The 20865-nt window shown below is 45.8% G+C and carries 18 protein-coding genes and 1 riboswitch; of the genes, 10 read left to right on the top strand and 8 right to left on the bottom strand.

Annotated features, from left to right (window positions below):
• Positions 1–185: 185 nt before the first annotated feature.
• Complete coding sequence (locus tag R7P64_RS01390; RefSeq protein WP_017634411.1) at positions 186–857, top strand: DUF2057 domain-containing protein; 672 nt, start codon at positions 186–188, stop codon at positions 855–857.
• Between the two features lie 60 nt (positions 858–917).
• Here the strand turns inward: R7P64_RS01390 and R7P64_RS01385 are convergent, their stop codons facing one another.
• Both R7P64_RS01385 and R7P64_RS01380 read right to left on the bottom strand, forming a co-directional pair.
• Entirely contained in the window at positions 918–1364 is a 447-nt protein-coding gene (locus R7P64_RS01385) for an RDD family protein (protein ID WP_258480525.1), read from the bottom strand.
• Between the two features lie 180 nt (positions 1365–1544).
• Positions 1545–2309: a ferredoxin--NADP reductase gene (locus tag R7P64_RS01380; RefSeq protein ID WP_318123075.1), complete on the bottom strand. Its 765-nt coding sequence runs from the start codon at positions 2307–2309 to the stop codon at positions 1545–1547.
• A gap of 210 nt (positions 2310–2519) precedes the next feature.
• Here R7P64_RS01380 and R7P64_RS01375 point away from each other — a divergent pair, with 210 nt between their 5' ends.
• Positions 2520–2972 carry an acyl-CoA thioesterase gene (locus R7P64_RS01375; protein WP_005374933.1) on the top strand — a complete coding sequence of 151 codons (453 nt, stop codon included), beginning with the start codon at positions 2520–2522 and terminating at the stop codon, positions 2970–2972.
• Between the two features lie 1398 nt (positions 2973–4370).
• Here R7P64_RS01375 and R7P64_RS01370 read toward each other — a convergent pair.
• Positions 4371–4589: a VF530 family DNA-binding protein gene (locus R7P64_RS01370; RefSeq protein ID WP_005374929.1), complete on the bottom strand. Its 219-nt coding sequence runs from the start codon at positions 4587–4589 to the stop codon at positions 4371–4373.
• 132 nt (positions 4590–4721) lie between these two features.
• Between R7P64_RS01370 and R7P64_RS01365 the strand changes: the two genes are divergently transcribed.
• Positions 4722–5645 carry a LysR family transcriptional regulator gene (locus tag R7P64_RS01365; protein WP_318118658.1) on the top strand — a complete coding sequence of 308 codons (924 nt, stop codon included), beginning with the start codon at positions 4722–4724 and terminating at the stop codon, positions 5643–5645.
• On the opposite strand, the gene R7P64_RS01360 is transcribed toward R7P64_RS01365, so the two are convergent.
• A complete protein-coding gene (locus tag R7P64_RS01360) occupies positions 5642–5932 on the bottom strand; it encodes a putative quinol monooxygenase (protein ID WP_005374925.1) in 291 nt (96 codons plus the stop codon). The genes R7P64_RS01365 and R7P64_RS01360 overlap by 4 nt on opposite strands.
• Before the next feature lie 69 nt (positions 5933–6001).
• Positions 6002–6655, bottom strand: a complete 654-nt coding sequence (locus tag R7P64_RS01355; RefSeq protein ID WP_005384588.1) for an oxygen-insensitive NAD(P)H-dependent nitroreductase NfsB — start codon at positions 6653–6655, stop codon at positions 6002–6004.
• A 167-nt stretch (positions 6656–6822) separates the two neighbouring features.
• Here R7P64_RS01355 and R7P64_RS01350 point away from each other — a divergent pair, with 167 nt between their 5' ends.
• Both R7P64_RS01350 and R7P64_RS01345 read left to right on the top strand, forming a co-directional pair.
• On the top strand, positions 6823–8286 hold the full coding sequence (locus R7P64_RS01350) for an AraC family transcriptional regulator (RefSeq protein WP_318118656.1): 1464 nt from the start codon (positions 6823–6825) through the stop codon (positions 8284–8286).
• Positions 8287–8415: 129 nt separating this feature from the next.
• Positions 8416–11082 carry an alpha-amylase family glycosyl hydrolase gene (locus R7P64_RS01345; RefSeq protein ID WP_318123072.1) on the top strand — a complete coding sequence of 889 codons (2667 nt, stop codon included), beginning with the start codon at positions 8416–8418 and terminating at the stop codon, positions 11080–11082.
• A gap of 85 nt (positions 11083–11167) precedes the next feature.
• Here the strand turns inward: R7P64_RS01345 and R7P64_RS01340 are convergent, their stop codons facing one another.
• Positions 11168–12325 (bottom strand): D-alanyl-D-alanine carboxypeptidase family protein, encoded by a 1158-nt coding sequence (locus R7P64_RS01340; RefSeq protein ID WP_029803147.1) that lies wholly within the window; start codon positions 12323–12325, stop codon positions 11168–11170.
• 210 nt (positions 12326–12535) lie between these two features.
• Here R7P64_RS01340 and R7P64_RS01335 point away from each other — a divergent pair, with 210 nt between their 5' ends.
• Both R7P64_RS01335 and R7P64_RS01330 read left to right on the top strand, forming a co-directional pair.
• Complete coding sequence (locus R7P64_RS01335) at positions 12536–13831, top strand: alpha/beta fold hydrolase (RefSeq protein ID WP_213912049.1); 1296 nt, start codon at positions 12536–12538, stop codon at positions 13829–13831.
• Positions 13832–14295: 464 nt separating this feature from the next.
• A complete protein-coding gene (locus tag R7P64_RS01330; protein ID WP_318123071.1) occupies positions 14296–15276 on the top strand; it encodes a rhodanese-related sulfurtransferase in 981 nt (326 codons plus the stop codon).
• Between the two features lie 68 nt (positions 15277–15344).
• Here the strand turns inward: R7P64_RS01330 and R7P64_RS01325 are convergent, their stop codons facing one another.
• Positions 15345–15650 (bottom strand): DUF6482 family protein, encoded by a 306-nt coding sequence (locus R7P64_RS01325; protein ID WP_318123069.1) that lies wholly within the window; start codon positions 15648–15650, stop codon positions 15345–15347.
• Between the two features lie 109 nt (positions 15651–15759).
• Here R7P64_RS01325 and R7P64_RS01320 point away from each other — a divergent pair, with 109 nt between their 5' ends.
• The 3 genes from R7P64_RS01320 (at position 15760) to gbpA (ending at position 19757) form a co-directional block, all read left to right on the top strand.
• Positions 15760–17241, top strand: coding sequence for a deoxyribodipyrimidine photo-lyase (locus R7P64_RS01320; RefSeq protein WP_318123068.1), 1482 nt, complete (start codon positions 15760–15762; stop codon positions 17239–17241).
• A gap of 80 nt (positions 17242–17321) precedes the next feature.
• On the top strand, positions 17322–17822 hold the full coding sequence (locus R7P64_RS01315) for a fasciclin domain-containing protein (protein ID WP_062730898.1): 501 nt from the start codon (positions 17322–17324) through the stop codon (positions 17820–17822).
• A 272-nt stretch (positions 17823–18094) separates the two neighbouring features.
• A riboswitch (cyclic di-GMP riboswitch) is annotated at positions 18095–18195 on the top strand.
• A 98-nt stretch (positions 18196–18293) separates the two neighbouring features.
• On the top strand, positions 18294–19757 hold the full coding sequence (gbpA, locus tag R7P64_RS01310) for an N-acetylglucosamine-binding protein GbpA (protein WP_137283003.1): 1464 nt from the start codon (positions 18294–18296) through the stop codon (positions 19755–19757).
• A 53-nt stretch (positions 19758–19810) separates the two neighbouring features.
• Here the strand turns inward: gbpA and R7P64_RS01305 are convergent, their stop codons facing one another.
• Entirely contained in the window at positions 19811–20683 is an 873-nt protein-coding gene (locus R7P64_RS01305; protein ID WP_005374891.1) for a patatin family protein, read from the bottom strand.
• Between the last annotated feature and the right edge of the window lie 182 nt (positions 20684–20865).

Below are 20865 nucleotides of genomic sequence, written 5' to 3'. Positions count from 1 at the left end.
ATAACTTATGATATCAAACCGCTGCATTTCAGCGGTTTGATTCTATTTGGATCACAGTTTCGTCGTAATAAATGCGATAAAAATGACGTTCTTGTTAAATTTTCATACTTATTACACTTGGGAGTTGCAATCGGGCAATGAACGATGCACTCTCGATGACCACTAATTTGCTTAGGATAAAAACAATGAAATTGATCAAGCCTTTAACTTGTGCGCTTGCTCTCGCAATGAGTGGCATGGCATTCGCCGATGTAACCGTAAGTGTTCCTGACAACGTTTCAGTATTAGCGGCTAACGGTGAAAAAGCAGATCTTTCGGGTGGTTTTTTCGCCTCTGAAAGAACACTGACGTTACCTGATGGCCTTAACCAAGTCGTATTTCGTTTCGCCCCTTACTTCAACCAAGGTAATGACCGTTTAAGTGTTGAAAGCGATGTTATCGTTACACGATTTGACGCGACCAATGCCGAACTCACTCTACAAATGCCAGAATACCGCAACCTACGTGATGCGGAAGAGAAGATCAAAGACTTAGATTGGAAACTGGTTGATGATTCAGGCAACGCAATCGCGGTTGACCAGGACAAGTTGCTCAAACCGGGTATGCAAATCGGTCGTGATTACGTACGTGAAATCGAAGATTATAACCAAGCTGGCGGTGCAGCAGCCGTGGCTTTTGCTGGCGCAGCGACCATGCAGCCAGTCACGCTTCCTGCAAAGGTTCCTGCGGATATGAAGCAAGTGAGAGCAACTGCGGTTAAAGCGGATTCGACAGCTGAAGAGATGCTGCACTTCTGGTACCAAAAAGCAGACGCAGAAACCAAAGCTCGCTTTAAGAAATATGTTAATCAACAGTAAATCTGGTTAACTTTATCGATATTAAAAAAGCCACTTCACGTGGCTTTTTCGATCAAAAAATTAGGAAACTTGGACAACTTTAGTATTGGCGATCAAGTCATGCAACAAACGTCGCTCCGGATGAAAGAACAACAATGCCAAATTTACCAACGGGATCCCCGGAATGAGCATCTCCATTAAGTAGCTAATAACAAGCCTTAACCCTGCTGTAACTTTCGTTGCCTTACTATCATTTTTCATTACAACTTTAATACCAATCATGCGCATACCAATGGTTTGCCCATGACTCAATGCATTCCAGTTGATCATTAAAACCGTTGGTAAAGAAAGCAAGTAAAACGCCTGAGTTTCACGAACAAGCGTGAGGTTATCTGCTAAAGAGAGCTGAAAGTCGTTAAGAAAAGAGTTAATACTCAATGCAATTATTAACACGACCACCATCGTAAAGAGCAGGTCGATAAAACCAGCAATGATTCTCTGTTGCTTGCTCGCGATAAAAGCATACATGGACTTCAGTCACCTCAATGTAATTGGTTAAGCGAGAATGACTGAGTGTACAGACGCGCAATGGTGAGCGCAGTTTAGGTATTGCCAACATAATATTCAACTAAGAACATACTAAATCGCGGTCGTATCTCAAAAGTAATCATTACATCTTGAGCATAACCGTATCAATTTAACAAAACGCTACCAGTAACGTTCGTAAATGATATTTCCCCCTGTTTGATGGCGATACTTTTCCAAGCCTAGCTCTTGTAAGACGGGCACGGTATCTTTGATCATTTGTGGATTCCCACACATCATGACAAAGCTACGCTGAGCTGAGAATGGCGCATCAGCGGCGTTGGACAGTAAACCCGATTCGATGAGTTCAGGAATTCGGCCTTGTAATTTACCATCAACCACTTCCCTGCTGACTATCGGTATATACTTTAATCTGCCTTCATATCGTTGCTGAAGCTGTTCAATTAGGTATTTATAAACCAGATCTTTTTCGAAACGAACGGCATGAACCAGAACAATGCGCTCATTGTGAGGCGGTAAGTTTATATCATCCAGCAGCGATAAAAACGGTCCAATCCCCGTACCTGTAGATAGCAGCCACAGGTCATGAGCCTGTTTAGGAATAGAATCATGGATTAAATCGCCATGTGCGGTGGCACCGACATAAATGCTATCACCAGATTTAAGCTTTTGGAGCCGTGGAGAAAGTTGTCCTTGAGGGTCGGCTACTATTAGAAACTCCAACCAATCGAATTGCTCGCTTGGCGCATTAACCACAGAGTAAGCGCGGCTGATCAGCTTACCTTCATCATCAAGCAAAGCAAGCTTGGTGAATTGGCCAGCTTTAAAGGAAAGAGGCGCGCCAGATATTCTCAAACTGAACAGCTCACCTGTCCAATCGATGCGTTTCTCAACTCTTGCGAGGTTGAAACCTTTGAGTTCAATCATGAGACACCTCCTATCTGGTTACTCTTAGTTAAACTTACGCCTTCAACTCAATTATGTAAAGTTTCTAGTTTACATAATCAAACCACTATTTCATTTCACATTTTAAAAACAATTTTATTACATATTAAATGATTACATCTAGAATAAATGCTCAAAGTGATAAGTCGCGTCGCAATTTGTGGCAAAGCAGATGAAAAAGGAGCAATAAAAATGGACACACTGTTAAAGGACTTTCCCGTTATCACAGAGATAAAAGTCGCATGGGGTGAAATGGATGCTCTGCAACACGTTAATAACGTGGTCTATTTTCGCTACTTCGAGACCGCACGTTTAGATTACTTCAACAAAATTAACCTGCTGGTCGACCTGCAGACCTCGCAAATTGGACCAGTACTGAGCGAGACTCAATGCCGCTACAAATTGCCTGTTACTTACCCAGACACGCTATTAGTCGGTTCTCGCGTAATCGACATGCAAGAAGATCGCATCACAATGGAGTACCAAGTGCTGAGTAAGAAGTGGGGGAAAATTGCGACCATCGCGACCGCCACTGGTGTGATGTTTGATTTTAAGAACAACGTTAAAGCTGCGATTCCAGATCACGTTCGCCAGTCGATTTTAGACTTGGAAGGAACCGTGGGTAGTACGCATCATTTGGAGTAGCAAGAAACGAGAGATTAAAGGCGAGGTTCCCGACAGCGCTCCTTCATCGCTATCGGGAATGATGCTGAGGTACCATTCCAGCCCGCGTGATAAGAAAACTAGCGTCATTCTAGCGAGCCATAGCGAGAGTAAGAATCTACTTACCGCTTGCTGCAGACCATAAAGCCATGAATAAACTCAATACAATCTGAGGGTAGATTCTGAATCACGCTCGTTCCTCGCTGTTCAGAATGACGGTTCGAGTTTGGCTCTGAGCTCTACAAAACCATCTAAAAAAGCGATTCCAGACAAGCCTAAGTGACCATCCGAAATCTCGCTTGAGACGCATCAGCAGCGCGACTCTTCCAGCCTACGCGATAAGAAAAGCTACGTCATTCTAGCGAGCCATAGCGAGACTAAGAATCTACTTACCGCTTGCAGCAGACCATAAAGCCATGAATAAACTCAATACAATCTGAGGGTAGATTCTGAATCACGCTCGTTCCTCGCGGTTCAGAATGACGGTTCGAGTTTGGCTCTGACCTCTACAAAACCATCTAAAAAAGCGATTCCAGAAGAACCTAAGTGAGTCACTCGGAATCTCGCTTTAGACGTATCAGTAGAGCGACTCTTCCAGCCTACGCGATAAGAAAAGCTACGTCATTCTAACGAGCCAAAGCGAGACTAAGAATCTACTTGCCGCTTGCTGCAGACCATAGAGCTATGAATAAACTCAATACAATCTGAGGGTAGATTTTGAATCACGCTTGTTCCTCGCGGTTCAGAATAACAGTTCGAGATTGGCTCTGATCTCTACAAAACCATCCAAAAAAGCGATTCCAGAAGAACCTAAGTGAGTCACTCGGAATCTCGCTTTAGACGTATCAGCAGAGCGACTCTTCCAGCCGACGCGATAAGAAAAGCTGCGTCATTCTAGCGAGCCATAGCGAGACTAAGAATCTACTTACCGCTTGCTGCAGACCATAAAGCCATAAATAAACTCAATACAATCTGAAGGTAGATTCTGATTCACGCTCGTTCCTCGCGGTTCAGAATGACGGTTCGAGTTTGACTCTGACCTCTACAAAACCATCTAAAAAAGCGATTCCAGACAAGCCTATGTGACCATCCGGAATCTCGCTTTAGACGTATCAGTAGAGCGACTCTTCCAGCCTACGCGATAAGAAAAACTTCGTCATTCTAGCGAGCCATAGCGAGACTAAGAATCTACTTACCGCTTCTGCAGGCCATAGAGCTATGAATAAACTCAATACAATCTGAGGGTAGATTCTGAATCACGCTTTAAACATAACAGCAGAGCGACTCTTCTAGCCTACGCGATAAGAAAAGTGGCGTCATTCTAGCGAGCCAAAGCGAGACTAAGAGTCTACTTACCGCTTGCTGCAGACCATAGAGCGGTTAGCAGAATGTCTCGATGTACAGAGCTTCCACCTTATCTCTGGCCCATTGCGTTTTGCGCAGGAACTTCAGCGACGATTTGATTGAAGGATCTTTCTTGAAACAGTTCACACGAACGCGCTCATACATGCCATTCCAACCAAAGTGTTCAACTAGTCGGGTGACGATTTTCTCTAAACTCAACCCGTGAAGTGGGTTATTCGGCTGCTGTTGGCTCATGCTATTGATCCGGTAAAGTGAAGTTGCGCGCTAATCTAACTCAAACTCGCCGTGCAACCTAATGTTTTAACCTTGAATTGGCCTACGACTCTCCCCTATAGTAGCCCAAACTTCTTAAAAGCCTTTTTCATTATGAAAGCCCTCAACGACCTCAATATTTTTGTCGAAACCGCGCGCCAAGGCAGCTTTTCAAAAGCCGCTAACAGCATGGACATGACACCTGCCGCCATTAGCGCATCGATTAAGCGTCTTGAAGGGCAAATCGGTTTCCCGTTGTTTGTGCGTTCCACCCGAAGCCTGCGTTTAACCTCAGAGGGCGAACTGTTTTTAGACAAAACCATGCAAGCGTTGGCAACATTGCAAGAGGGGTTGGATCAGATCTCAAGCGCGCGTGGCGAGTTATCTGGTCAGCTGCACATTACTGCACCCTCCGATTTTGGTCGCAATATGTTGCTCGATTGGGTGGATGAGTTCATCGATCTCTACCCAAATGTTTCCATTAAACTAGAGCTGTCCGATAGCTTGACGGATATGTATACCAAGCCTGTCGATATTGCGATTCGCTACGGCGAACCGGCCGACTCCAATCTGGTCGTATTGGCATTGTGTGGGTCAAACGAACGGATATTATGTGCATCGCCAGAGTACGTAGCTACACATCCAGAACTCGCCTCTCCTGTCGATTTAACGCAACACAACTGCTTGTGCTACATGGTCGCGGATTCGGTCTACAACAAATGGACGCTCACTCGTGGCAGCGAGAAAGAACAAATCGTGGTCAGCGGTAACTTGTTGAGCAACGATAGTGACTTGCCACACCGGTTAGCGATCAAAGGCAAAGGCATTGCGAATAAATCATTGATGGACATTAGCCGAGACTTAATCGAGGGAAGATTGGTACGAGTGTTACCAGAGTGGGATTGCGGCCCAGTGCCGCTCTACATGGTATGTGCCGATCGTCGATTATTGACGCCAACGATTCGGACTTTCCGCGACTTTATCCAACAAAAATGCTGCCAGCAACGCGCCAACGTGCTGGCAACCTTCTGTCATTAGGCGATAAATCGAAGAGGACGAATCTGGGTATATTCAACCCAATCATTCTCTTCCAATGTTTCAAGAAACGTCGCCATATGCGGGCTTTGCAAATGCTTATCCAAGGCCTCTTGCGATGCCCAGATTTCTTGGAACATAAATAGGCCATCAACTTTTTCGTCGAGATACAACTCGTATTGGCAACAGCCTTCTTCTTTGCGAGTTGGCTCTAGTAAACCAGCAAGCAAATTCACCACCTGATCCTTACTATCTGGATAGGCTTTCACTTCTGCGACTAAGTGGATCATCGTTTTATCACTCTTTTGCGATTTATATATTGATTACAAGGTTCTACGTCACCTGCAAGTAAGCTCGAATTAGATCTCGGTGAATACGGTTTCTGCGTCCCAGCGAGACTTTGGCGTTTTCGCGTTGAAGTCATCTTCCGCGTGGTAGCCAAGCGGCACGATCACAACACTGGTATAACCTTTTTCACGCAAGCCAAATTCTTCATCCAGCACTTTTGGATCAAACCCTTCAATTGGTACTGCATCGATTTCTAACGTCGAAGCACCCAACAGCAACGTACCCACGTTGAGGTAAACTTGTTTCTCCATCCAATGGTTTGCATCTTTCAGATCAAAACGGTGCATGTTCACAAAGTAGCTACGACCACCGCGTACAGCCGCTTTCGCTTCTTCAGTTGGGAATCGACCATCTTTTTCTTCTTGCACCATTAGCGCTTCAATGTAGTCGTTATCAATGCCTGTTTTCGCACAAAACACCAATACGTGAGAAGCGTTGAGAATCTTCGCCGCGTTAAATGCGTAGTTCTCTTGCGCCGCTTTAGCGATGCGCTGTTTGCCTTCTTCTGTGCTTGCCAGAATGAAATGCCAAGGTTGAGAGTTCACACTCGATGGACTAAAACGAATCAGCTCTTTAACTGCATCGATTTTTTCTTGAGATAGCTTGCGCGTTGGGTCAAACACTTTCGTTGAGTAACGAGATTTTGCAGCTTGTACGATATCCATGAGGCTCTCCAATTAATGAGTTTAAGCTGAGTAACAGCATAACCTCATGAGATAAAGGGAAAAACCGATTTCGATTAAAAACATTTTCAAAATAAATTTGAAAATAAAACGATAAGAAAGGCTTTGAGCGTTCTCACTGAACTTCTTCATCTTTTCGGCAATAATGCATGTTTGCTCGCAACCAAACTCAACTCATGCTGCCTCAAGATAACGTTATTACATCCTTTCTGTGCAAAAAGCTCGGTCACAATCACCTTCGAATTGCCGGCGAATATTGGCACATTGAGAAGTTGGTGGCCTTGCAATGCATGATGTTGAAAGAAGCGCCTAACCTCCAAGAAGGGCTGCTTTGGTGGAGTAAAAGTGTCTCATTATTCGACCGCCGTTTGTACGTCACATTGCAACATGGTGATGCCCAAATCCATCTGCAAGTCGAATGTAGAACGGGCGATATGCCAAATTGGGCGGAGTCGGTGTTTGGCTTGCTCAAAATGCAGTTGGAAATGCTTGAGTTAAGCGAATCAATACAGGTACAAGTTCACGCCAACAATCCACTCGCGGCCAATATTTTTCTAGAGGAAACGCGAGATTCTAAAACGAGTTCAAGCGTGTTTGAACTGGTGAAACATGTTTATTTGCTGCTTTCTCACCAACCAATTGAACAGCCAGAATTGCTGAGTGTTTTGAACGCCTTGTTCATCAAAAACAGTAATTACGCGCTCAAGTTAGAGCAAGCGGCAAGGCAACTGGGCGTCTCCAAACGCACCTTGCAACGTCGACTGCAAGAGAAGCAAATGAGCTACTCTCAATGCGTTGATTTCGCGAAAAGAAAGCAAGCACTCACTTTGCTTGCCGACACCCAACTCACAACGCAGCAAATCGCCTATCAACTTGGTTACGAAGAACCATCGAACTTTCACCGCACTTTTCGTCGTTGGTATCCGTTTTCACCCATGCAGTATCGCCAACAATGTTTGGATAACCGAACTCAGCTAAATCAGCAACCGATCCGCTTGTACTACGCCAAAGCCAATACCTTCGACGATAACCACATCGACCAACCTGTCGGCAAAATCTGGATGGAAGTGGACAATATTGCGTTTGAAAAAGTGGTCTCGGTAGAATGCCGTGACCGTGATGGCGCATGGCGGCGCTACCCCGCCTTCTTCGAGCGTTTTTTAAGTCATGGCACCGAACTCTGGGCAACGACCGAACTTCCGGTGGCGCATCCCCTTACCTTTCGCCTGTGTTACGAAGTCGATGGGGAGCGTTACATTGAGAATAACCACCAGCGTGATTATGTAGTTTCTAAGGGGCTTTTAATTGGCGCAACGGAATATATTGTCCCGACTCGGCAACTTATTAACATTGGGGCGCAATATACGCTCTTTATCGAACTGGCATGCCGACTTGAAAACGTTGCGAGGATTGACTGTTACGCCGATGATGACCCCACACCTCACGCAATGCGCTTAACCAAACACTCGCTACATTATGCTTGTTGGGTGCTGCAATTATCGCTCACTCAAACTACAAAGCAGTGCCGTTTCCGCCTTTATGATGAATCCGGCAACGAGCTCGCGAAAGAGCATTACCCGATACAATATCCTATTGTGCAACCGCTCAATTAAAACTGTCGGTCAGATCAAAATCGTCTCTTCGTGACATCATTTCACGTCTTTTTTGGCGTGAAATGACACTCTCAATTTCAAACCTTTGCTTTATCGTTTCTGCATTACTGCATAACGGAGGCAGAAACTGTGTTTGAAACTCTACCTAACCCAATGAATAAAATAAAAATACTTCCTTTAGCGATCGCTCTTGCTCTCTCTGGCTGTGGAAGCGACGAAACCACACCAATCGATACAGGCAGCCACGTGGCATCTCCTGATTGGCAAGATCAAATCATTTACTTCCTGATGATCGACCGTTTTAACGACGGCGACAGCGCTCTCAATGATCAAGGGCAAAACGAATTCGATCCGACGTCGGATAAAAAATTCAGCGGCGGCGACCTCGTTGGCGTGAGTGATAAGTTAAGCTACATCGAAGATCTCGGTGCCACATCGATCTGGATTACTCCGCCAGTTGCTAACCAATGGTGGGATGCAGAGCAAAACTACGGCGGCTACCACGGGTACTGGGCGCGCGATTTCCAAAAAGTGGATGAACACTTTGGCGACATGGAAAGCTACCAAGCGTTAGCACGCGAAGTGCATGCGCGTAACATGTTCTTAATTCAGGACATCGTGACCAACCATGTAGGCAACTTCTTCACCTACGATGATCCTTACAGTTATGATCCAAGCCTACCTTGCCAAGGCTTCCGTTTGATTGAAAATGCGCTACACGCCGGGCAAGAACTGCCATACCCGCTCAACATGAACGAGTGTAAAACAGACGGCACAGGCAGCTACCACTGGACGCCAACCATCACCGACCACAACGATCCGGTACAAGAAAAAACCTGGCAACTCTCTGATTTGGATGACCTTAATACGTCCGATCCCGAAGTGCGCGCTTACTTAAAAGAGAGCTACCGAAAATGGATTCGCGAAGTCGGCGTCGACGGATTCCGTATCGATACGGTGAAGTTTGTTGAACACGATTTCTGGAATGACTTCCTACACGCCGACGATGGTGTGATGACGCAAGCGGTTGATACCGGTCGTGACAACTTCCTCACTTTTGGTGAAGTATTCGAAACATCGACGCCTTACCACACCGAAGGCGAAGAGAAGATGCTGACTTACATCGGTGAAAGTGGCTCGCCGAAACAGCTAACCTCGGTACTGAACTTCCCATTGCAAGCGACCATGACGCGCGTATTTGCATCAGGGCAACCGACCGATTACTTACGTTTCCGTCTTGAGAAAATGATGGAGATGTTCCCAAATCCATACATCATGCCGAACTTCATTGATAACCACGATATGCCACGTTTTCTATCGCAAGGCAGTGTCAACGATATGAAGCAAGCTCTGATCACCATGATGAGCGTACCCGGTATTCCTGTGATTTACCAAGGTACAGAGCAAGCGATGCCAGCAGCGCGCGATGCGATGTTTGCTGGCGGTTACCGTGAAGACGGCGACTACGTAGATTCATTCGACCAAAACAGCGAGATGTACTTGTTCATCCAAGAGCTTGCTAAGTTACGTACCGAAAACAAAGTCATGACACGCGGCGAAATGAAGGTGATTGGCAGCGACAAAGCGGGCGCGGGCGTGTTCGCCTTTACCCGAACGTTGGATACCGACGAAGTCTTGGTGGTCATGAACACATCCAACTCGCCGATGTTGATGAACCAACTCGATGTAGAGCAAGCGGGCGGTACCGTCTTCAAACAGCAAATCATGTCGAACTGGGCAGACGCTCCAGAGCAGTTAGTCGCCGATGAAAACGGTCATGTAACCCTAGAGCTACCAGCCAAGTCTGCAGTGATTTACTCAAAAACAAGCAGCAATCAATCTGTAGATACGCCAGACCTCAACATCCAACTAGCGCAAGATTGGGAAGGAAAAACCATCACTGGTGATATTGTTATCGCGGGTAGTGCGAACGCCAACGAGAAGTTGAACCTTGTCGTCGATGGTAACTTGGAAACAGCACAAACCATTACTGTAGGCGCTGATGGTCAGTTTAGCGTCACGCTGTCGACTCGTCACTTTGCAATTGGCGAACAGCAACACCGCTTCGCGATTTACTCCACCGAGAAAAAAGCAGGCATCGAGGACGTGAATTTTGTCTCTAACCTAAGCTGGTCAAACACACCGGATGACACCATTGATGATGCAGGCGATGCACAAGACGGCATGGGCGGCATGGGCGGCCCTAATGGTAACTACTCGCTACCAACTGATCCAACGTTCGACAAAGACAACAGCCAACTCGCAATCAATAAAGCAGAAGTGTTTACCGTTGGCAGTAACGTACGTTTGACCTTCACTATGGACAAAATCACCGACACTTGGTTACCACCAAACGGCTTCGACCACGTAGGTTTCACCATCTTCATTGATTTACCTGAAGAAGCCGCAACCAACTTGTCTGAGCTACCGAAGATCAACGCTTCTATGCCAAGCGGAACCTGGAGTCGCAATGCGGTTGTTTTTGGCTGGCAAAGCTCTATTTACAACACCAAAGGAGCAAATGCGACGACATGGGGAGAAGCCGTAACGCCAGCACCAACAGTGACAGTAGACAAAGCCAACAACACCATTTCAATGGACTTTGCTAGCGATGCACTAGGCCGCCCAGATTCGCTCGATGGTATCCGTTTCTATGTCACGACTTGGGACTTAGACGGTCTTTCAGCAACTTACCGTCCGCTAGAACAAAACAAAGGCCCTTGGAACTTCTCCGGTGGCGCATCGGATGAAAGTAAGATTTGGGACGATTTACCAATCATCACCTTGTCGGAATAAACCGTTAAATAAGACACCGCCCAGCGTTATGACTGGGCGGTCATCAACAAAAGAATGCAGAAGGAAACTTCTGCTCGTTTTTATTCTAGCTAAAGAATGATTTCACCCACAGCACCAAACTGTCCCAAAGCTGACCAAACCACGAGCCCTCTTCTACCGCTTGGCTGCTGACCAAGGGATAACTCGCCACGGTACTGTCATCGCTTTTCCAAACGACCTTACCAATCTCATCTCCTTGCGCGATCGGCGCAATCAACGGTTCATTTAACACCACACTCTTATCAAGCCCAGCCGTCATTGAACGAGGCAGAGTGAGATAGGCATCTTTAGCAAAGATCGCCTCAACTTGATTAGCATTTCCCTTCCAAACGCGAACTTTAGACTCAACTTCCCCCTGTTTAGCAACTTGCTTGGTGTCATAAAAGCGAAAACCATAGCTGAGTAGATTCTTCGATTGGCTGATCCGAGCCTGTTTACTTGGCGTACCCATCACCACCGAGATAAGGCGCATTCTTCCTTCTTTGGCCGAGCTCACCAAGCTGTATCCGGCATTGCTGGTGTAGCCGGTTTTTCCCCCGTCGACATCAATGGAATTGTCCCACAACAACTTATTGCGGTTGTACTGCGTAATGTCGTTCCACTTGAAGACTTTCTCACTGTATAGCGCGTACACATCAGGAACATCGCTGATGATCGACTGCATGAGTCTTGCCATATCGGTTGGTGAGGTTTGGATGCCATCACTATCAAGACCATGGGAGTTCACAAAATAGGTGTCTTGCAGTCCTAATTTCTCCGCCCAACCATTCATCAAGGCGACAAAGCCGCGTTCACTGCCTGCAACATGCTCAGCCAGTGCAACGCACGCGTCATTTCCTGATTGGATGATCACGCCGCGCATTAAGTTCGCAACACTAATTTCATCTTTCGGTTTGATGAACATTTTAGAAGAACCGGGAAACTTGGCCGACCACGCGTTTTCACTCACGGTGACAACATCATCCCATTTCAAACGCCCCGCTTTGATTTCTTGTCCAACTACATAAGCGGTCATCAACTTGGTTAAACTCGCCGGAGCAAGGCCTGCTCGCCCGTTATGCTCGGCAATAATGGCACCGGATTGAAAGTCCATTAATACGTAGCCTTTTGCCTGTAACTGAGGTGGGTTGGGCGTAACAACGGCAAAAGTAGGTACGCTTATTAAACAAGTCACAATTGTCCATCGAGCCAGTGACACTTTCATCCGACTTCCTCCATGCTCTTACTTTGTCGCAACTCTATTGAGCATAGCTCACTCAACCAGTTGCACCAGTCGCTAATCGTTTCATTTTCTTGAACTTACATTGATTTGATCAAGGTATAGAACTGAAGAGGCAATTGGGAAATAGCATTGGTTCTTCATGCCATTCGCAGTAAAGTAGCGCTACCCCTCAATAAGGAAATAAAGATAACAATGAACGCTCAATCATTTATCGACGCAGGATTGCATTACACTCCCCACAGTTTTACCGTTCCTCTGGATTACCAAGACGCGAGCAAAGACACCATTGAAGTCTTCGCCCGTGCGGTTTGCCTAGTTGGCGATGAAGAATCGACCAAACCTTGGTTGGTTTACTTTCAGGGCGGACCTGGCTTTCCCTCTCCGCGTCAAAACGGCAATAACGGCTGGGTAAAACGCGCCCTGCAAGAGTACCGAGTTTTGCTTCTCGACCAGCGCGGTACGGGCAACAGCAGCGTAATTAATCACCAGACGCTTGCTCACCTTACGCCAGCGCAACAAGCAGACTACTTGAGCCACTTCCGAGCGGATAACATCGTGCGCGACGCGGAATACATTCGTGAGCAATTTGGCGTCGAAAAATGGGCGATCTTAGGTCAAAGCTTTGGTGGTTTTTGCTCCCTCACCTATTTGTCTTTGTTCCCAGACAGCTTGCTACAAAGCTACATCACAGGTGGCGTGCCATCAGTCTCGCGTCATGCCGACGATGTGTATGAAGCCACTTTCAAACGCACCATGGAGAAAAACCAAGCGTTCTTCCAACAATTTCCCAATGCACAGCAACTTTGCCAAAACATTGCGAATCACTTGCTAGAAAATGAAGAGTACCTACCAAATGGTCAACGCTTCACGGTGGAACAATTTCAACAAATCGGCATCAACTTTGGTGTGAGTGATACTTTCTTACCAACTTACTATTGGCTAGAAAGCGCGTTGATTGAAGTGAACGGCAAACCACAACTTCGTTATGAGTTCTTAAACGATATGTTGGCGCAGCAAAACTTCCAAACCAACCCGATCTACGCCATTTTGCATGAATCGATTTACTGTCAAAGCTTCGCGTCGAATTGGAGTGCGCACCGCGTTCGCCAAACCCGATCAGAGTTTAATTATGAATCTGGCAAGCCATTTTACTTTACGGGGGAAATGGTCTTCCCATGGATGTTCGACCAATACGTTAACCTCAAGCCACTAAAAGACGCCGCAGAAATATTAGCCGCGAAAGAAGATTGGGCTGCGCTGTACGATCAAACACAACTGGCTCAAAACAAAGTGCCTGTCAGTTGCGCCGTTTACGCCGATGATATGTTTGTTGAAATGGATATCAGTCGAGAGACGCTCGCGTTAATACCAAATTCAAAAGCGTGGATCACCAATGAGTACGAGCACAACGGTTTACGTGCCGACGGTGAACGTATTCTCGATAGGCTCATAGCCATGGGTAAACAGACCGCAGCTACGTTGAAATAAGCACGGCAGACGTTAGAAAAACGCCTTTTCAGTATGTGGTGAAAAGGCGTTTTATAGCGGTTTATGAACAATGGCGATCAGTCATTCACTCTTTGTCCCTAAACCTTTATCCCTCACCACCTCATGTATAAAACTGCGACATGTCCTTTCCTTGTCAATGACTCCGGTGATTATTTGGTGCTTCTTGCGCCTAACTTTTTTGAAGGGCCTAAAACAGAATAACAGCATAAATCTAAACCAAAAGTATCGGCTCCAACCTACCTAACCCACTATAATTAATGCTTATAATTTGAACACATAGCGGCTTCACCTGCGGACATGCTCCCCCTATCAAAGACCGCCAGGCCCCGCCTACTCATAATATCCGTATAATTTGTCCGTATTTCCGACTAGTTTAGTCAGGTATACTTCTTGCCGCTAAAATTTTAAGGTCGTTGACCACCTGTATTTTTAAAGGAAACCTCATGAGTCAGTATGTAGTTTGTGCGCTGTACAAGTTTGTTGAGCTGAATAACTATCAAGAGCTACGCGAGCCATTACTTGCGTTGATGGAAAAACACCATATTCGCGGAACATTACTACTGGCAAGTGAAGGTATCAACGGCACAGTTGCATCTGATCGTGCAGGTATTGATACGCTACTGGAGTGGCTAAACAACGAACCTCGTTTGACTGGCACCGTATACAAAGAGTCGTATTCTGAGACCCAGCCATTCAATCGCACCAAAGTGAAATTGAAAAAAGAGATCGTAACATTAGGTGTTGAAGGTATAGACCCTCGCCACGTAGTGGGTACTTACGTGAAACCTCAAGAGTGGAACGATCTTATTGCTGATCCTGAAGTGTTTGTTGTCGATACACGTAATGATTACGAAATCGAGATCGGGACATTCAAAGGCGCTGTAAACCCAAATACTGAAACCTTTCGTGAATTCCCAGACTATGTAAAAGAAAACATGGACCCGGCAAAACACAAGAAAGTTGCGATGTTCTGTACCGGTGGTATCCGCTGCGAAAAATCAACGGCTTACATGAAAGAACAGGGCTTTGATGAGGTCTACCACCTAGAAGGCGGCATTCTTAAATATCTTGAAGAAGTTCCTCAAGAAGAGAGCATGTGGGAAGGCGATTGTTACGTATTTGACGGGCGTGTTGCCGTGAACCACCAGCTAGAAAAAGCAGATTATGATTTATGTAACGCTTGTCGTCTACCGATAACTGAAGAAGACAAACGGTCAGAATTGTTCGAGCAAGGCGTGAGCTGTCCAAAATGTCACGGCACACACTCAGAAGAACAAATTGCTCGATTCCGCGAGCGTGAAAAACAAATTGTTCTTGCAGAGCAGCGAGGCGAGCAGCATGTTGGTGGTGAAAGTGCCAAGCAAAGAGAAGCCCGACGTGCCGCTAAGTACGCGCAAAAAGAAGCGCAGCGTAAACAAGACTAAGCCTAACTCTCCTTATATTTAGCGAGCTGCCGTAAGGTGGCTCGCTTTTACTACGCACCAATACTCTTTCAATACAATTTTGTATCCCTCACCAATACCTCTAGTCGATTGCCTCTTTTGCCTTCGGGTAGCCCCACCATTTCATCATAAGCACTTTGATGCACTAAAACCTGCTTATTTGCTTTGATATTCCTGCACTTCTTTTGCATCTCGATCAGGGAATGAGCCCTCAAAAAGATACCGTTGTCATCAGTGATAAATTGCGCTTCTCCATCAATCACAACAGATGCCTGATACAATGCGAGATCAAGCGAATGAATGACCAATTTGTCTACATAGAAGTATTTTTGTAACTTACTCAATGCTATTGCCATGTGTCACCTCCCTAAAAGTTACCTCTACGTTTTGTGGAATAAAACCGATCATTGGATGAGATTTCTTCGGTTTACTTGCGTACAACATCGGGAAACAAAGAGGATTCCGATGCAAACAATCAATGTCGTGTGGTTAAAACGAGATTTAAGGCTGACTGACCATCAACCACTAACTCAAGCATTATCAACAAAGCACCCAACTGTGCTTTTATATATTGTTGAACCATTGCTATTGAACAACCCACACTATTCTGAGCGCCACTGGCGATTTGTTTGGCAATCACTGCAAGACATGGATGAGACGCTCAAAGCCTATGGGCATCGAATCACGGTGCTGTATGACGATGCCTTAGCATGTTTCCAATCAATTCAAGCGCAATATCAAATCAACGCTGTTTTTTCTCACCAAGAAATAGGACTCAACTGCACCTTTGAGCGCGACAAACAAGTTGCCGCTTGGCTGTATGAGCAGAACATCGACTGGTTTGAATTCGAACACGGTGCTGTTATCAGAGGTGCAAAAAACCGGCAAGGTTGGGACAAACATTGGGACTCTGTCATGAGAGCCTCAATAAGCCCTATTGAGCTCCAAACCGACTTATTGCATTCATTGGATGCAGAAGCTCTCGGCTGTTCGTTTTCGCCACCATCATCCTGGCTATCAAAATGCAAAGGAATGCAAACGGGAGGAAGCCGGCTCGCTTGGAAAACACTAGAGGACTTTTTTCATCGTCGAGGTCGTGATTACTATCGAAGCATTTCTAGTCCCACAGCCTCACGCACAGCCTGTACTCGACTTTCTCCATACCTCGCTTGGGGTAACATATCCTTGCGTGAAGTTTATCAATACCTTTTGAAACACTGGCAAGTCGCTGGATTTCGTCGCAGCTTAATTGCATTGTCTTCACGGCTTCATTGGCACTGTCACTTCATCCAAAAATTCGAATCGGAATACGACATGGAGTTTTACTGCGTTAATCGGGCTTACGAACCATTGATTAAACAAAGTAGTACTTTCGATGAAGAAAAGTTAGCAGCATGGAAATCCGGGCATACTGGCGTACCTTTGATTGATGCCTGCATGCGCTGTTTGCACCACACTGGTTACATTAACTTTCGCATGCGTGCCATGCTGGTTAGCTTTCTTACTCACCACATGAACATGGATTGGCGAGTAGGTGTAACGCATTTAGCGCAACTGTTTCTCGACTTTGAGCCCGGAATTCATTACCCACAATTCCAAATGCAAGCAGGAGTAACCGGGACTAACACAATCCGTATTTATAATCCGATCAAGCAAGCCCAAGAACATGATCCTGACGGCACGTTCATCTACAAGTGGGTACCTGAATTGCAAATGGTTCCTCCCCCTCTTTTATTCGAGCCTTGGACAATGACCCAGATGGAAGCTGTCATGTATCAGTTGCAGCCAGATAGCCGTTACCTTGCACCTATTATCACACCAGACAACGCAGCTAAGGCAGCAAGAGAGCGCTTATGGACGTGGCCGAAACGAGCCGATGTGAAACAAGAAGGCAGACGAATTCTTGCGCGACATGTTAGACCCTCAAAAGAAAGTAGGACGCGATGATCATCTCTCAATCACAATGCGTACAAATGCAAACACACTCCAGGGAACCCGTTGTACCCTCAACTAGTAAGGAACACATTATGTTCAAACGTATCTTAGTTATCGCGGCGACACTGATGGCGACGTTATTTTTTATGCTTCCCGTCAAGGCTCATGAGCATGGCATGATGAAAGCCGATATTGTCGACGTTGCCGCTGAAAACGGCTCTTTCAATACGCTTGTTGCTGCGGTAAAAGCAGCGGGCTTGGTTGACACTCTCAAAGGGGAAGGCCCATTTACTGTTTTTGCACCAACGGATGACGCTTTTGCAAAACTGCCAGACGGCACAGTCGACATGCTCTTAATGCCGGAAAACAAAGACAAGTTAGTATCTGTTTTGACTTATCACGTCGTCCCAGGGAAAGTGATGGCTGCCGATGTTGTTAAGCTAGACAAAGCGACTACGGTTCAGGGGCAAGATGTGATGATTAAAACCATGGGCGATAAAGTCATGGTTAACGATGCAAATGTCATTGCAACCGATGTGAAAGCTAAAAACGGTGTCATTCACGTGATTGATACTGTCATCATGCCGAAATAACACCATTCAAAGGGCGGGACACTCCGCCCTTTAGACAGAACTTCTTCCACCCTTAGCACGATTCCTCTCCACTTATCCCCAACAAACCTCCATTCATTCACCGTGGCTATAAAAAAGATAAAAACAAAATTAAAATCAATATCTTGCAAGACGACACTGCACAATATTGACGAGGTTAAGATATCGTTATCTTTCAATTTGAGAACAGGATTCCATGTCAGTGACGTTTACTTTTCCACATGTAAATTCTTAAGCTAAATTTTGGCTGCTCAATCACATTTCGGCAAACCATTCGAAAGGGTGGGACGCAAAGCTTCCGGTCTGTCAGCATTTAAAAATCTAAAAGAATGCTCATGATAGCGGGGTTACCATGACGCAGTGTTACAGAAGTCCAATTTCTGTAGCGTTGCTTTATGCTCAGCATGTGCCGGGGTGTGACACTAGTTTGTCAGCCATAACAGAGGACATGTGATGAAATCATTTCCAACCAAATCCGTACTCGCGTTAGCACTTGCAAGCATTAGCTCAGGTGCTGCGGCTCACGGTTATGTATCAGAAACCAATGGTGGTGTCGCTGCAAGTCGCTCGGCACTATGTAAGTATCCAACGCCAGATACTAACGAAAAAAATAATAACTGCGGTGCGATTCAATATGAACCGCAAAGCGTTGAAGGCCCTGATGGCTTTCCCGAAACAGGGCCTCGCGATGGTAAAATAGCGAGTGCCGAAACCGCTTTAGCAGCCGCCCTTGATGAGCAAACTGCCGACCGTTGGGTAAAACGCCCTATTCAAGCAGGTACACAAACTTTTGAATGGACATTTACCGCTAACCACGTGACGCGCGACTGGAAATATTACATCACCAAGCCTGATTGGAACCCAAACGCTTCACTATCACGAGACTCTTTTGATCTAACTCCTTTCTGTGTCGTCGACGGCAATATGGTTCAACCCCCGAAACAGGTAAGCCATCAATGTAATGTGCCTACTCGCGAGGGATACCATGTCATCCTGGCAGTATGGGATGTTGGCGACACTGCAGCCTCATTTTATAACGTGATCGATGTGAAATTTGATGGTGACAGTCCCGTTATTCCAGATTGGAAGCAAGGCGGTCAAATTATTCCTACAATGGATTTAAATATTGGGGATTCGGTTTATACGCGCGTATTTGATCAAGCAGGTGAAAACATAGCGTATAGAACTGAACTAGAAATTACCGATGCAGCAATGGGCCAAGCGAAAAACTGGTCTTACGCACTCGCGACTAAGCTAAACCAAGAACAAGCAAAACTGCAAGCCGGGCAGTATGCAGAGGATAAATTCACTCCTGTTTATGGTACTAATCCGGTGTATCTGCAAGCAAATAGCGGCCTTGAGCGAGTAGAGATCGGCTATAACATTGAAACTCCTGTTCCAGAATACTCACTCACAGTAGATGGCTTAGCAGACGAATATATCATTGAGTCAACACCGACAACGTTGGATCTGACACTAACTGCTGAAGGCGATTTAAATGCAGAACTCACCGTTTACAATCACCATCGCGAACCACTTGCAAGTTGGGCAAACGAAATGAAAGACGGCTCGGTAGAGGCGATATCGCTCGCTTTAAGTAAATCGGAGCCGGGTCACCATATGCTCGTAACACGTATTAAGGATAAAGATGGCAACTTGGTGGATCAGCAAACACTCGACTTTCACTTAAAAGAAGAGTCAGTTACTCCACCACCATCTGATGAGTACGATTTTGTCTTCCCTGAAGGACTATCTAGCTACACGGCGGGCACAAAAGTGCTTGCCAGCGACGGGGGCATTTATCAATGTAAACCTTTCCCATACTCTGGTTACTGTATGCAGTGGAAAGAAAGCGCAAATCATTACGAGCCTGGAATAGGTTCACACTGGGAGATGGCTTGGGATAAAGTCAACTAAATCACCCTTTGAACGTTAAGTAAAAAGAGCCTCACGATGAGGCTCTTTTATAATCAAACGCAAAAATGACAGCTTTCCCGGTCTAAACCATGAACACCAGATAAACTAGTGAGATGCGCTCGCCCCTCAATCAGTCCCATTTCATACCCTTCTAGTAAAACGGATTGTCGCATTGATAAGCGCTGAACATGAAAATTATCTGGTGGGGCAATTACCCTAACATGTGTTCCTGGTGGAGGGTTACGAATAAACTCTAATGATTGATTATAGTTATCTGCACGTCTTAACATCGCATCCGCCATTTTGGGGTGCTCCGCAAAAAGTTTCTTCATCAGCCATGTGGTCTTAACTGGCTTTTTGGCATAATTCAGCGGGTGAGAGAGTACTACGGTTATGTCGCGAGCCCCTCGACGATAAGCCTCACGCACTGGTATAGAGTCAGCGACCCCACCATCGGTATAACAACCGCCAGAAAAACAAGGGGTATGCTTGTAGGCAATCGGCAATGCTGTTGTCGCTTCAATCGCATGGTGAAAATTATCACGTGTCACGCGGTAATAATCTGCCTGCCCTGTATCTACATTTGTTGTCGCTGCGAGAAAAGGAACGCCATTAAACAGTTTATTTTCATCGACGGGATACAAGCGATTAGATTCTTCAAACAACCACTTCACATCGATGAGGTCCCCACCTTTAACGAAGCGAGTCGGGTCAAAAAAGCGTTTGCTTGTGGCCAGCTTAGTAATGACGTTAATACTGCGATGCGGGTAGTCGGTCAAATACCCAATCAAATTTGATGCACCAGCAGATACACCGATTGCAAAATCAAACGGTTTATAACTCTGCTCTAAAAACGCATCTAACACTCCGCTTGCGAAGACGCCTCGCATCGCGCCACCTTCTACTACAATTGCTTTTGTTGCCATATTTCCCCCATTCTCCTTGCCAAAAGAGTAATGAAATTCGTGCAATCACAACAATTGAATATTCTTATTATTGAAATAGGTGAAGTCTATTTATTTCTCTCTTAGAAAATGAAAACTAAAGTTCAAAAAATCCGTACCCGTTAGAAATGTAATTGCGGGCTTAACCAAGGTGGCAAGGTCTA

Origin of the sequence: Vibrio sp. 2304 (assembly GCF_033339475.1) — a bacterium.
GTDB classification, from domain to species: Bacteria; Pseudomonadota; Gammaproteobacteria; order Enterobacterales; family Vibrionaceae; genus Vibrio; species Vibrio alginolyticus.
This window is presented reverse-complemented; position numbering and strand designations above follow the sequence as displayed.

What these genes read in the sequence shown, in the direction of transcription:
- R7P64_RS01390 (WP_017634411.1), top strand. Translation starts at nt 186, where the DNA reads ATGAAATTGATCAAGCCTTTAACTTGTGCGCTTGCTCTCGCAATGAGT.
- R7P64_RS01385 (WP_258480525.1), bottom strand. Translation starts at nt 1,364, where the DNA reads ATGTATGCTTTTATCGCGAGCAAGCAACAGAGAATCATTGCTGGTTTT.
- R7P64_RS01380 (WP_318123075.1), bottom strand. Translation starts at nt 2,309, where the DNA reads ATGATTGAACTCAAAGGTTTCAACCTCGCAAGAGTTGAGAAACGCATC.
- R7P64_RS01375 (WP_005374933.1), top strand. Translation starts at nt 2,520, where the DNA reads ATGGACACACTGTTAAAGGACTTTCCCGTTATCACAGAGATAAAAGTC.
- R7P64_RS01370 (WP_005374929.1), bottom strand. Translation starts at nt 4,589, where the DNA reads ATGAGCCAACAGCAGCCGAATAACCCACTTCACGGGTTGAGTTTAGAG.
- R7P64_RS01365 (WP_318118658.1), top strand. Translation starts at nt 4,722, where the DNA reads ATGAAAGCCCTCAACGACCTCAATATTTTTGTCGAAACCGCGCGCCAA.
- R7P64_RS01360 (WP_005374925.1), bottom strand. Translation starts at nt 5,932, where the DNA reads ATGATCCACTTAGTCGCAGAAGTGAAAGCCTATCCAGATAGTAAGGAT.
- R7P64_RS01355 (WP_005384588.1), bottom strand. Translation starts at nt 6,655, where the DNA reads ATGGATATCGTACAAGCTGCAAAATCTCGTTACTCAACGAAAGTGTTT.
- R7P64_RS01350 (WP_318118656.1), top strand. Translation starts at nt 6,823, where the DNA reads ATGTTTGCTCGCAACCAAACTCAACTCATGCTGCCTCAAGATAACGTT.
- R7P64_RS01340 (WP_029803147.1), bottom strand. Translation starts at nt 12,325, where the DNA reads ATGAAAGTGTCACTGGCTCGATGGACAATTGTGACTTGTTTAATAAGC.
- R7P64_RS01335 (WP_213912049.1), top strand. Translation starts at nt 12,536, where the DNA reads ATGAACGCTCAATCATTTATCGACGCAGGATTGCATTACACTCCCCAC.
- R7P64_RS01330 (WP_318123071.1), top strand. Translation starts at nt 14,296, where the DNA reads ATGAGTCAGTATGTAGTTTGTGCGCTGTACAAGTTTGTTGAGCTGAAT.
- R7P64_RS01325 (WP_318123069.1), bottom strand. Translation starts at nt 15,650, where the DNA reads ATGGCAATAGCATTGAGTAAGTTACAAAAATACTTCTATGTAGACAAA.
- R7P64_RS01320 (WP_318123068.1), top strand. Translation starts at nt 15,760, where the DNA reads ATGCAAACAATCAATGTCGTGTGGTTAAAACGAGATTTAAGGCTGACT.
- R7P64_RS01315 (WP_062730898.1), top strand. Translation starts at nt 17,322, where the DNA reads ATGTTCAAACGTATCTTAGTTATCGCGGCGACACTGATGGCGACGTTA.
- gbpA (WP_137283003.1), top strand. Translation starts at nt 18,294, where the DNA reads ATGAAATCATTTCCAACCAAATCCGTACTCGCGTTAGCACTTGCAAGC.
- R7P64_RS01305 (WP_005374891.1), bottom strand. Translation starts at nt 20,683, where the DNA reads ATGGCAACAAAAGCAATTGTAGTAGAAGGTGGCGCGATGCGAGGCGTC.